Consider the following 11,738-nt stretch of genomic DNA (forward strand, 5'->3'; position numbering starts at 1 on the left):
CTGGATGCTTGCATTTTCTGCATTACGCTTTCTTGACCGCTCAGTACGTCAGTCAACTAAAGCACTACGACGTCTATTGAAATAACTTCGTTCTGTTATCAAACAGAACTTTTTTTCTTGATTAAAATCTATATCTCGTATATAATTAATCTATAACGTATAGATTGGAGATATATCATGGCTATAACTTTATCGAAACAATACAATTTTAAACTGAATGAAACCACTATGGAACAAGCTCGAAGTATTATCAAGGAAAAGGGAATGACAATGACAGATGCTATTTCTTTATTTGTGGAGCAAATAGTCCTGGAGCAAGATTTGCCTATTAAGACGGCCGAAGATCTACATAGAGAACAGTTGATTGAAGAATTACAAGCCCAATCTGAACGTGTCTTGAGAGAATACGAGGCAGGCGAAGGAACTTCGCTAGACGATATGAGGATACGTTATGGCTTATAAAGTGATTGCTTCAAAAGAGGTCGAGGAGGCTATCGATAATATACACAACTATATAGCTACGGTACTTCTATCCCCTCAATCCGCCAAAAATACTGTGGCTAAAATCTTAGACAGCTTAAAAAGTTTAGAGATTTTTCCTGAAGCAGGCTTTGACGCTGATGAGAGAATCGGAGTAAAGATCAACAGCAAGTATCCCTCACGAGGAAAAATTATAGACCAATATGTTTTGCTTTACTTCATTGACCAAAAACGAAACACTATTTTTTTATCTCACCTATTCCATACTAAAAGTGACTACGTCACTTTGTTACAAAAAGACAATAAAAAAAGCCCAAATACTTGAGACAACTTTCTTAATGTTATAAGCTCTGAAACATTAATTGTTGGTGATGTTTTGGTTTAAAAATACGATAAATATAATTTTTTACAACTATATTTCCTTTAGAAATGTTGATTTAATAAAGATTTAAACACTATAGAGTATGTCTTTGTAAAATACGGTTTAAAATTGGAGCAAGTAAAATGAAAAAATTACTGATTGGAATGATTGGAACTATTTTACTTTTGACAGGAGCTTTAAAAATGTCACAACCACTTAAAAAAAATACTCAATATAATGATTTGACTGTTAGATACTTTTTAGGAATAACTTTTCCTAAGTATAACCATCCTGCAAAATTGTATGATGAAATCAATTTAGATAAGGTAGACAATATCAGAAAAAGCAAAGAGACTATATCTTATTACATTGGGTTTTTTAAAGATGGAAAATTAATTAAATTTGAGAAATATAGTAATGATAATAAAATAATGGATTTTGTTTATGAATATGATGAGATGGGAAATCTGATCAAAATTTATAAAAATAACATTGAGGTAAGAAAACCGCTCCAAAAGTGAAGGGAGAAGAAAAAAACTGTTGCTTGTTAAATTGTTAAAGGAGGTTGTTATGCTTAGTTTTTATGATTGCGATAAAAATTTATCTGAAAATGATTTCAATGAGATTGAAAAAAATTTAGAAGTATCTTTTCCAGCTTCATTCAAGTCACATTACTTCAAATGGAATGGAGGTACTCCCAATCTTTCATGTTTTGTCAATGATAATATCGATTATGACTATATTGAAATTCGCGACTTCATTCCAATGAAATATTCTAAGCAGTTTGAGGATGATCCAGATTTTACATTGGAAGGAAGAGCTATAAATGAATGGACAGTTAATGAGTTACCTATAAATCTGATTCCTTTTGCTTTTGATTGGGGAGGAAATTACATCTGTTTAGAAAAAAATAGTTGGCAAATTATTTATTATGTAAGGGATGTATGGAGTGAAAATATATCAAGAGAAGCTAATTTTAAAAAAAATTCAATTATTATTGCGAAATCATTTGAGGAGTTTTTAAATTATTTAGAAGAAAATCCTGATGATTGATAAACTGGCGTAGCGTCGTATATATAGTAGGTGTAATAAGCCATAGCTCGCATGAAGCCTTCAATCTTGAAGAAGGATGTGTGCAGCTAGCCATAGCCCACTACTTCCACTGCGACCAAATCGGCATCCCAAGAGAGATGACCGACAAGGACGGCAATTTGTTGTGGTTCGGCAACTACACCGGCTGGGGTTGTCTGAAATATTTCTTCCCTAACAATCTAAGCCAAAACCGCCTACGAATACGGCCAAGACAGTCATACTCAAAAAATACAGGAACGTAAAAACAGATTAAACAACCTAAAAAAGAGCATAAAGAAAATTGCGTCACGAGTATTAAATAAAATTCAGATATTGAATTTATCAACTTAGAACTATAGGTATTGTTAATGAAAAAAGAATTATTATGTATTTTAAAAAAATATGAAACGCATCCTGATTTTTTGGGTGACACTATTGAAGATGTAAATCAAGTAGGTGGTATGGATGATACAGTTTTACATATTGCAGCCAGAAATAATTCTTTAAATGATGCTCTTGTATTTCTTCAAAATGGGGCATTGATCGATCTTAAAGGGGACTTAGGATATACTCCCCTACATTATGCATGCATGTTTGGAAATATAGAAATGGTGAAATTACTCCTTGACAATGGTTCTGATAAAAATATACAAAATGAATTTGGGGAAAATGCCCTTAGAATAGCAATTAACTCATCCAATGAAAATAAAGAGAAGATAGTTAAACTATTAAATAATTTTAAAAAACGTAAATAAAAAATAAATTATAAATCAATCTTGGTGGGCTATAGCATGCATGAACCCCCTAATCTTAACAATATGGTATTGAAGGAAATATGCTTCTATCAAAAAATTTATGGAGGATACTTTTGTGTTCAAATTAAAATTATTTCCCGAGGATTTTTTTAATCTATGTATTAAGCGTAAAGTAGAAATTAAAAAGTTAGATAAACTTCCTAAACTGGATAACAACTATTTGTTATTTATTGCTAACTATCAGGATGTAGAGATAATACCTGATATTTCTCTTTTTAATTATGAAGAAGCTTTAAATGAAAATAGATACTTAGAGTGTCATTATCCCGAAATATCAAGGTCTTTTTGGAGTATTGGACAAGCGGGGCAGGGAGATGGATGGTTTTTAAATAAAATAGATAATACCATTTTGCATTATAATCATGATAGTGGAGAATATACCAAATCTGGATTTACAAATTTAGGGATAGATTTCTCACAATTTATCCATTTGGCTCTCTTATACCGAGATTTAGAACACCTATTAGATGAAGGAGATACACTAACGGATAATATAAAAACTGAGTTTATATATTCAGTAAATAGTATAAGCAATAATTTGTTTAATGTTTATCCATTTAAGTATTTTTAATTGGAATATTCAATAAATTTATTAAGCAAGCCGTAGCCCACACAAAACTTTCAGTCCTGACGTATCATGTAAGTGGAGAACTGAAAGGGAGATACCCTCATGGCGTGCCCTTTAATATGTTTGGATTACCTGATTTTAGTCGTTATTCAGTGAAAAATGTTATTATTGGTAAGTCTATTAGTGAATATAAAGATTTTAAGAAAGCAAATATATTGGCTTTTGGAAAAAATAATCCTTTTCGTTCAAAAGCTCCTCCAGGTTTTGTTTGGCATCATGATACAGGAGGGGTGATGAGACTACTTCCTAAAGATATACATAAGTCTGTGAAACATACAGGCAGTGCGGTCCAACATCAAACAAGGAAGGGAAAAGGGAAAAGGGAAAAGGGAAAAGGGAAAAGGAAAACGTAAAGGAAAGTGTTAAATAACTTAGTAAAATTAGTATTAGGAGTAATTTAAAAATGAATATTAAATTTAAGAAATTTGGTTTGAGCCCAGATGACATACAACAGATGAAAAATTATGGAATTTTGCCAGATAAGAGGACTTTAAGAAGTTTAAGTAAAGCATATAATTCAATCAACCCTAGTATTGAAGATATTATTAAATTTCAAGATAAATTAGGTTTTAAGATTGATACGGATTATGTTGATTTTTTGCTTAAAAATAATGGAGGAGTTCCATCCAAGATTAGAATAAAAGGCAATAAGATGGTCATTGATCATTTTTTGTCTTTTAAGTCTGATTATAAACTTAACTCTATCATTGATATATATCCCGATTTTCAACAATATGGATTGCCTATTGCAAATACTCCTTCAGGTGATAGTATCATTTTATCTTCAGATGGAAAAATTCGTTTTTTTAATCATAATATCGACTCTATTGATGAAGAGATCGGAGTGATTGCAGATAATTTTTTAGAATTGCTTGAAAAATTATATTAGTAATCTATATTCTGTATAAAGCAAGCCGTAGCCCACACAAAACCTTAAGTCCTGACGTAGGGTATGTGCAGTACGCACGCACGCGGTTTCTGCTTTTCAGACGACCTCGAAGAGGAAATCGTATTCGTTTGGGACGGCAGATATACCCATATCTACACCGTTCCCGACAGCTACGATCCCTTTGCGCAAGTCCACGACTGGACAACCGAAGACGGCGAAAGCTGACAACAAACCCACTACTTCCACTGCTACCAAATCGGTGTACAGAGAGAAATGACCGATGGTGAAGGCAACCTGGTTTGGTTCGGGGATTATTATGGTTGGGGTAAACTGAAGAGCGAAACGAACGTAACGGGAACGGCGCACCAACCCTTCCGATTGCAAAACCAATATGCCGACCTCGAGACGGGGTTGCATTACAACTTCTTCAGTTATTACGAGCCTGAGGCGGGTCGGCTTGTTAATGAAGAGACCATATTCTCAAAAATGGTTGTAAAAATCTTCCAATAATTTAACATTCTATGCTACAGAAAAGGAAAAGTATTATGAAAATCTTTAATTGGGAAAAAAACAGAACTTTATATAGATATCTTAAGAATGGTGATTTATTTTGTTTTAAAATAGCTGATAAATTATTCGGTTACGGTAGAATAATCGCTAAAAATAAGCTTGGTGCCACTGTAGGAATTTTTGATTTGTTTACTTCAAGCCCAGTTGAGCTATTCGATTATAAAAATGCTGGAAATTACCCAATTTTATTCAAAACCGTTTTAGACTGTCATACCTTATTTGAATCAAAGCTAGAGTCAGACTGGCGGATAATTGCTCAAGATCCCGATTACCAAGATCCAACCCCAAGTGAAATTACTTCCATTAATCCTGCTTTAGGAGTGGCTCACAATGCAGATTTTTCCATTGCACAAAAAATAGATGAAGAGGAAGGTAAACAAAGAATATTCGAGAGAATTGAATTACGTGAAACACCAAGAAGTCATTATCATATCCTAAGTTTGCTTATTCGTTATAAACCAGAAATTTTTAATTTACCTATTGAATCATTTGCAGAATTTGGAGATTTTATTTCGGATGAGTTTCAAAAAATTCACCACCGGAATTTAAAAGCGTGAAAAGCAAGCCGTAGCCCACACAAAACCTTAAGTCCTGATGTGGAGTGTGTGCGGTACGCACGCACGCGGTTTTTGCTGTTTAGATGACCTCAATCTTCTCTTTGGGATCGTCTGAAAAAGGGCGAGAGGATTTATAAGGATGTATATCAGCCGTTCAGATTGCAAAATCAGTATTCTGATGAAGAAACCGGGCTGCATTACAACTTCTTCAGGTATTACAAGCCTGATACAGGTCGGTTTGTGAATCAGGACCTGATTGGGTTGTGGGGTGGGGAGAATTTGTATACTTTTTCTCCTAATACACAATCTTGGGTAGATTTTTTAGGTCTTCGCGGTGTTTATTTTTTTACAGACATGACCCAATCATATATTGGTAAAGGTCCTTTATCACGAATGAGACGATCAATTAGGTATAGAACTGGGCCTAAACAATCAAATCCAATGTCTAAACCTACTGCTTGTGTCCATGTTAAATTAAAAAGCGGTAAAATGGCACTTATGGTAGAAGCCTGATTAATGGCGATTCATAATGCAAAATTAAATCCATCATTTATGAACAAAATACTCTCAAATGGTGTAAAACTATATGCTGATAAAAATACTACTGCTAGAGAAAGAAATATAGCCGATCGTTATGCAAAAGTTACTCGAAAGGGAATTTCTTGGGATAGCAAACAAAGAAATGCACCTTGTTCAAGATGTTAACCAAGTGTTGACGGTGCTGGCGGTGTATATGATTAATGAAAGGATAAATTATGAATATAGAATTGCATATTGAAAAAGTACAATCTCTTTTAGATCAAATGGATCTACAAAAGAAATGTAAATTTTCAGCTTGGTGCTGTAATACACTACTTCTTGAGAAAAAGATAAAAGAAAATATGACTAAAATAACTAATTCAAACGAGAACTACCAACTCTGTGATGCTATTATTAAAGCTGGTTGGTATGATTTCTCCCAAATAAATATTGGAATCTCTCAAAAAGCTATAGAAGATATAAATTGGGATGATGATGACCCATTAAATGATATGGTAGAAACACAAGGAACTATAGAATTATTAGCTTCGATTCGAAATATGTTACTAGGTATACAACAAAAATCATCTGATAGTTATTACTTTGCTGCATGTGCTGAAAACGTAATTAACTGGAAAGATGCTTTAGCGAATTTCCCATACTCCGAAGATGGCAAAATAGAGGAGGAAAATTTAAAACGTGAATATGAAATTCAATTGTTATTTTTAGATGATTTAAGTAATAATCTAATTACTTTACAGGATCTTAAAAAATATAGATAAACAGATATAAGTCTAAGCAGCCTAAAATCGTTTAGTAAGCCGTAGCCTACACAAATACCTTCAATTCTGACGTAGGGTATGTGCAGTACGCACACAGTTTCTGTTTTTCAGACGACCTCGAAAATCAAACCCGCTTCGCTTGGGACGGGAGCCACCTCTTGCAAGAAATTAATTCGGCCAGCAGGTATACCTATATCTACACCAATCCTGACAGCTACGAACCTTTGGCACAGATACACAACCGGACCAACGAAGACGGAGAAAGCCATCAACAAACCCATTACTTCCACTGCGACCAAATCAGCATTCCGAGAGAAATAACCGATAAGGACGGAAATCTGGTTTGGTTTGGTGACTATACCGGCTTGTGCCACCTGAAAGGGGAGACGAACGTAACGGGAACGGCGCACCAGCCGTTGAGGTTGCAGAATCAGTATTACGATGAAGAGACCAGACTGCATTATAACTTGTTGCGTTATTACGAACCTGAGGCCGGGCGGCTTGTGAATCAGGATTCTATCTTACTATTAGGTGGGAGCAATTTGTATAGTTTTACTTCTAATACAAATACATGGTGGAATCTAACTCCTATGAAACACCCCCATGCTGGAACTATACACGGTACTGGGTCTGCTCTACGAACACATTTTCCATATAGCACCCCAACAGGAATAATTAACCAAATTGTTCCTAGATAATAGATATAAAAATTGAATGAAGGATATTAATTTATGGATAATTTCAAAAAAATTCTTGTAGATATACAAGATTTAATCAAATCTAGTAATGGAAACTTAATTAATTATGGAAAATCAAATTTTATTTTTAAAAAAAGATATGATGTTTCTTTAGATGAGATAAATGATTTTGAAAAAAAATATAAAGTCAAATTCCCTAAAATATATAGAGAATTTCTTCTAACAGTAGGATCTTGTACTTTGTTTCAAGATGAGTTACTACCTGGATTCGATTTTTTAGCTCCTAACGAGCTTTATGATTTTACACAACAAGTTTTTGAAGGAACTGATTGTAATTTATTCCCTAATATCTTAATTACTATTTCCATTCCAAGAACTGGCGAGCAAGCTGGTTTCCTTCTTACAAAAGAAAATGAAAATTTTGGTGTTTTTTTTCCTGATATTCCTCCTGAAGAGTGGGAAGAGGATACTGAATTTGAAAAATTTGAAGACTGGCTGGAAAACTTGATGAAAGAAAAACTAGAGGAAATTTAAAAAATTTTGAATAACCAATTGAAAAAAATATTTATTATTTAGAAAATCTAACAAAAATAATACCATGCCGTCTGAAAACACTATCCTAAACCTTTTCAGACGGTCTCGAAACCCCAACCCACTTCATTTGGGACGGCAGCCATTTGCTACAGGAAGTACACCTGAACAGCAGGTATACCTATATCTACACCAATCCTGACAGCTACGAACCCCTGGCACAGGTACATAACTCGACCAACGAAGACGGAGAAAGCCACCAACAAACACACTACTTCCAGTGCGACCAAATCAGCATCCTGAGGGAGATAACGGACATCCACGGCAATCTCTTATGGTACGGCGAATACACCACCTGGGGGCGTCTGAAAGAAGAAACCAAGGTAACGGATAGTGCTTACCAGCCCTTCCGCCTGCAAAACCAGTATGCCGACCGTGAGACAGAGCTCCACTACAAATTCTTCAGGTGCTATGAGCCTGACTACGGAAGATTCACCAATCAGGATCCGATTGGGTTGTGGAGTGGATTAAACTTTTACCGATTTGCGCCGAATACTCAAAGTTGGATAGATCCAAGTGTAAATATAACTTTTATACCGATTCTAATTGCGATGGGAGTGGTTACACTCCAGGTGCTGCAACGGATGCAAGTATGCAAGTCGCTTCTAATGTAATTAATGGTAAAGAATGGAATGATATTGATTATGGAAGTGTGGCACTTGGATCTGGTATCGGTGCGATAACATATCCTGTTTTAGACAAAGCTGCAAAATTATGTGTTGGCAAGTGTCAAGCAAAAAGTTTCTTTAAAGGGACAAGATACACAGAAAAAGTTAAAAACAGGCTTCATCAGGAGATTATCATAGTTGCCCTAAGGTTGTTGATAGTTTTTCAAGATATGGTAAAGTATCAAAAATTAAAGGTGATGATGGAATAACACGACAAAAACTAGAAATACCTGGAAGATATAAAGGAAAAGAAGGGGTTTTTGAATATATAAAAGAGTCAAATGGCAACATTAATCACCGTTTATTTAAACCTAATAAATAACAACTGGAGTATATTTATGAATAAATTAATTAGCATTTATATTAATAATGGAGTCAGTTTATTTGAACAAGGAGAAAATACTGTAATTATACCTATAGAATTATCTAATGATATTATAGATATTTTAGAATATTTAAATTTTTTTATTTTAGGAGGAGATTTATATAAAAAAAATAATAATAAATTTGAACATACTTATGATAATTGGTATTATGAAGGAAATATTCAAAGTGACAGTATTATAAAAACCAGAAAATATCTAGATAACTTTAAAAATAATCAAAATTTATATGTATCATTTGTTTTCAAATAAAACAATCAGCAAGCAGAGATTGAGTTAAGATCCTGGTTAAAGTGTCTGAAACAAAACCAACCGTACCAACGGCGACAAACTAGTCATGCCCAGCCACAAAAGCATACTTCCCCACACTGCCACCAAACCAGCCAGATCGCTGATACATTCCTCCTCGGCAAGTATGGAGCCGCAGCTTTTATTCCGACTAATACGGGATAGGCTGGCTCGGCGAATACTGGAGCGTGCTGGGTTGCTCGCACATCATCCGCAATGTGGCCGGATTGGTATCGGAAAAAGACGTAACATAGAAAGGTGCTAATATGGAAAAATATGAGGAAAAAGTAAAAAAGGAATTAGACAATTTAACAAATACACAAAGATTACTTTTTGGAGCATGTTGCATCGATAGAATTTTACATTTTATAGAAGATTTTGATAAGTTTTTAGAAGAAAATCATATTAAAAGAGTAACTAAAGAACCATATTTTTCCTTATGTACTGAGTTGCTAGATAGAATGTTTTTATATATTAGTATAAACAAAGAAATTTCTCCTGATAAGATTAAAAAAACGTTGAATATATTAAATGAAATTATTCCTGACACAGAGGATTTTTCAGATAACGTGGCTATATTTACACAAAATTCTATGATAGGATTATCATATCTATATGATTTCGTAAATAATAATGAATTAATTTTTATTATAAATTGTAGTGATAAAGTAATTGAAACAATTGATATTATGTATTACGAAACAGATTATGAACAGCTTGATATGTATTATGAAGAAGATTATAAAATACAATTTAATTGTATTGAAATGATAAAAACAGGGAAAGATATAGCCAAATTACGTAAATATAATCAATTAACTAGAGTAAATAACAAGCCGTAACCTGCGTACTGGGTGCGAAAGGTATGCATGCGTTTTTTTGTTCCAATAACCTCTCAGGCCGTCTGATTCCCAACCAATTGCAGCCAACTTTTAGACGGTCTTTCTCATTCTTGAACAATTCAACTTCTCACTAACGTTTACGACCACGACGGTAACCTGATATCGCCTATCGTAAGGGGATGGTCGATTGGAATAATCAAAAACAATCCTGCAAGAATTCTTGCAGGATTTTCTTTTATAGCAGACCTTCTAGAAGGCCCTTCATAAAGTTTTCAGAATTGAATTCACCGATATCATCGATTTTTTCACCAAAACCAATCAGCTTAACAGGGATATTGAGTTCCTCACGGATAGCAAGAACAACCCCACCTCGAGCAGTTCCATCAATTTTGGTTAAGACAATCCCTGTAACAGGAGTAATTTTTGAGAATTCTTTAGCTTGTACAAGAGCGTTTTGCCCAGTTGACGCATCAAGAGCTAGGAAGGTTTCATGAGGGGCTTCTGGTACAACACGTTTGATGATACGACCAATCTTTTCCAATTCTGCCATTAAGTTTTCTTTGTTTTGCAAACGACCAGCTGTATCAATCATCAAAATATCAATACCTTCTGCTACTGCTCGCTCCATCCCATCAAAGACAACGCTGGCTGGATCTGCTTTCTCAGGACCTGTTACAACAGGAACATCTACTCGTCGACCCCATTCTGCTAACTGAGCAACCGCACCAGCACGGAAGGTATCTGCTGCAACCAGCATGACTTTCTTGCCAGCTTGTTTGTATCGGTGTGCCAATTTCCCGATAGAAGTTGTTTTCCCGACTCCGTTGACACCTACAAAGAGCATGACTGTCAAACCATCTTGGAAGTTGATGCTTTCATTGTATTGTCCATCTTTCTCGTAAAGCTCCACCAATTTTTCAATGATGACACGACGAAGAGTATCCGGTTTCTTAGCATTTTCAAGCTTAGCTTCATAACGCAATTCTTCAGTAAGATTTGAAGCCACCTGCACGCCAACGTCACTCATGATAAGTAGCTCTTCTAGTTCCTCAAAGAAATCTTCATCTACAGAGCGGAAGTTGGCAAAGAAGGCATTCAAGCGTGCCCCGAATCCCGTACGCGTTTTCTTGAGACTGCGGTCATACTTTTCCTGTACAGTCTCTTGGACTTGAGGAGTTTCTTCGATTGCTTGGTTTGCTTCCTCTTCTACAAAAAACTCTGTTTCTGCTTCGTCAGATTGAGGCTGAACAATTTCTTCCTCGTCACTATCATTTGAAGGAATCTCTTCAACATGAGTCGATTCCTCTTGAGGACTATCTGCTTCTTGGACTTGATTTAACTCTTCTTGAGAAAGCTTCACTTCGTCAACTGGCTCAATGATAGGTTCTTCTAGAACCTCTGTTTCAAATAAGTCTTCATCATTTTCTTCGGCTAAGACAGTCCCATCTTGCTCTTTGACTTCGATATTTTCAGATTCTAGCGCCTCAGTTTGCTCGCTATCATCCGATAAATCAATGTTTTCTAGAGCCTCTTTGACAACATCTTCAATCTTAGGTTCTTCTATTTTTCCAAATAAACGGTCAAACAATCCCATTC

At 34.9% G+C, this 11,738-nt stretch carries 21 protein-coding genes; 20 read left to right on the forward strand and 1 reads right to left on the reverse strand.

The window, feature by feature from the left end:
- Positions 1 to 177 precede the first annotated feature (177 nt).
- The 20 genes from relB (at position 178) to NGI26_RS05185 (ending at position 10,142) form a co-directional block, all read left to right on the forward strand.
- Positions 178 to 462 carry a type II toxin-antitoxin system RelB/ParD family antitoxin gene (relB, locus tag NGI26_RS05090; protein WP_251936950.1) on the forward strand — a complete coding sequence of 95 codons (285 nt, stop codon included), beginning with the start codon at positions 178 to 180 and terminating at the stop codon, positions 460 to 462.
- Positions 452 to 805: a type II toxin-antitoxin system RelE/ParE family toxin gene (locus NGI26_RS05095; RefSeq protein WP_251936953.1), complete on the forward strand. Its 354-nt coding sequence runs from the start codon at positions 452 to 454 to the stop codon at positions 803 to 805. The genes relB and NGI26_RS05095 overlap by 11 nt, the downstream gene beginning before the upstream one ends.
- 179 nt (positions 806 to 984) lie before the next feature.
- Complete coding sequence (locus NGI26_RS05100) at positions 985 to 1,362, forward strand: hypothetical protein (RefSeq protein ID WP_251936955.1); 378 nt, start codon at positions 985 to 987, stop codon at positions 1,360 to 1,362.
- Between the two features lie 49 nt (positions 1,363 to 1,411).
- The gene (locus NGI26_RS05105) at positions 1,412 to 1,894 is read left to right on the forward strand and encodes an SMI1/KNR4 family protein (RefSeq protein WP_251936957.1); all 483 of its coding nucleotides are present in this window, start codon (positions 1,412 to 1,414) and stop codon (positions 1,892 to 1,894) included.
- Positions 1,895 to 1,974: 80 nt separating this feature from the next.
- The gene (locus NGI26_RS05110) at positions 1,975 to 2,175 is read left to right on the forward strand and encodes an RHS domain-containing protein (RefSeq protein ID WP_286009841.1); all 201 of its coding nucleotides are present in this window, start codon (positions 1,975 to 1,977) and stop codon (positions 2,173 to 2,175) included.
- Positions 2,176 to 2,280: 105 nt separating this feature from the next.
- On the forward strand, positions 2,281 to 2,667 hold the full coding sequence (locus NGI26_RS05115) for an ankyrin repeat domain-containing protein (protein WP_251936959.1): 387 nt from the start codon (positions 2,281 to 2,283) through the stop codon (positions 2,665 to 2,667).
- 115 nt (positions 2,668 to 2,782) lie between these two features.
- On the forward strand, positions 2,783 to 3,298 hold the full coding sequence (locus tag NGI26_RS05120; protein WP_251936962.1) for an SMI1/KNR4 family protein: 516 nt from the start codon (positions 2,783 to 2,785) through the stop codon (positions 3,296 to 3,298).
- A 104-nt stretch (positions 3,299 to 3,402) separates the two neighbouring features.
- Positions 3,403 to 3,708: an HNH endonuclease gene (locus NGI26_RS05125; protein ID WP_251936964.1), complete on the forward strand. Its 306-nt coding sequence runs from the start codon at positions 3,403 to 3,405 to the stop codon at positions 3,706 to 3,708.
- Between the two features lie 50 nt (positions 3,709 to 3,758).
- A complete protein-coding gene (locus NGI26_RS05130; RefSeq protein ID WP_251936966.1) occupies positions 3,759 to 4,244 on the forward strand; it encodes an SMI1/KNR4 family protein in 486 nt (161 codons plus the stop codon).
- 273 nt (positions 4,245 to 4,517) lie between these two features.
- Positions 4,518 to 4,754, forward strand: coding sequence for an RHS repeat domain-containing protein (locus NGI26_RS05135; RefSeq protein ID WP_251936968.1), 237 nt, complete (start codon positions 4,518 to 4,520; stop codon positions 4,752 to 4,754).
- 35 nt (positions 4,755 to 4,789) lie between these two features.
- Positions 4,790 to 5,371, forward strand: a complete 582-nt coding sequence (locus NGI26_RS05140; RefSeq protein WP_251936971.1) for an Imm26 family immunity protein — start codon at positions 4,790 to 4,792, stop codon at positions 5,369 to 5,371.
- A gap of 129 nt (positions 5,372 to 5,500) precedes the next feature.
- Positions 5,501 to 5,884 carry an RHS repeat-associated core domain-containing protein gene (locus NGI26_RS05145; RefSeq protein WP_286009845.1) on the forward strand — a complete coding sequence of 128 codons (384 nt, stop codon included), beginning with the start codon at positions 5,501 to 5,503 and terminating at the stop codon, positions 5,882 to 5,884.
- 3 nt (positions 5,885 to 5,887) lie between these two features.
- Entirely contained in the window at positions 5,888 to 6,076 is a 189-nt protein-coding gene (locus NGI26_RS05150) for a hypothetical protein (protein ID WP_251936978.1), read from the forward strand.
- 50 nt (positions 6,077 to 6,126) lie between these two features.
- Positions 6,127 to 6,672: a cation:proton antiporter gene (locus tag NGI26_RS05155; RefSeq protein WP_251936982.1), complete on the forward strand. Its 546-nt coding sequence runs from the start codon at positions 6,127 to 6,129 to the stop codon at positions 6,670 to 6,672.
- A gap of 158 nt (positions 6,673 to 6,830) precedes the next feature.
- Entirely contained in the window at positions 6,831 to 7,370 is a 540-nt protein-coding gene (locus tag NGI26_RS05160; protein ID WP_251936986.1) for an RHS repeat-associated core domain-containing protein, read from the forward strand.
- Between the two features lie 33 nt (positions 7,371 to 7,403).
- Positions 7,404 to 7,904 (forward strand): SMI1/KNR4 family protein, encoded by a 501-nt coding sequence (locus tag NGI26_RS05165; RefSeq protein WP_251936989.1) that lies wholly within the window; start codon positions 7,404 to 7,406, stop codon positions 7,902 to 7,904.
- Positions 7,905 to 8,047: 143 nt separating this feature from the next.
- Positions 8,048 to 8,575 carry an RHS repeat domain-containing protein gene (locus tag NGI26_RS05170; RefSeq protein ID WP_251936991.1) on the forward strand — a complete coding sequence of 176 codons (528 nt, stop codon included), beginning with the start codon at positions 8,048 to 8,050 and terminating at the stop codon, positions 8,573 to 8,575.
- Positions 8,554 to 8,838, forward strand: a complete 285-nt coding sequence (locus tag NGI26_RS09210; protein ID WP_286009842.1) for a hypothetical protein — start codon at positions 8,554 to 8,556, stop codon at positions 8,836 to 8,838. The genes NGI26_RS05170 and NGI26_RS09210 overlap by 22 nt, the downstream gene beginning before the upstream one ends.
- 129 nt (positions 8,839 to 8,967) lie before the next feature.
- A complete protein-coding gene (imm40, locus tag NGI26_RS05180; protein ID WP_251936993.1) occupies positions 8,968 to 9,264 on the forward strand; it encodes an Imm40 family immunity protein in 297 nt (98 codons plus the stop codon).
- Positions 9,265 to 9,566: 302 nt separating this feature from the next.
- On the forward strand, positions 9,567 to 10,142 hold the full coding sequence (locus NGI26_RS05185; protein ID WP_251936996.1) for a hypothetical protein: 576 nt from the start codon (positions 9,567 to 9,569) through the stop codon (positions 10,140 to 10,142).
- A 235-nt stretch (positions 10,143 to 10,377) separates the two neighbouring features.
- On the opposite strand, the gene ftsY is transcribed toward NGI26_RS05185, so the two are convergent.
- Positions 10,378 to 11,736 (reverse strand): signal recognition particle-docking protein FtsY, encoded by a 1,359-nt coding sequence (gene ftsY / locus NGI26_RS05190; RefSeq protein WP_251936998.1) that lies wholly within the window; start codon positions 11,734 to 11,736, stop codon positions 10,378 to 10,380.
- Between the last annotated feature and the right edge of the window lie 2 nt (positions 11,737 to 11,738).

The sequence above is a fragment of the Streptococcus sp. Marseille-Q0941 genome (genome assembly GCF_943736975.1).
Taxonomy (GTDB): Bacteria; Bacillota; Bacilli; order Lactobacillales; family Streptococcaceae; genus Streptococcus.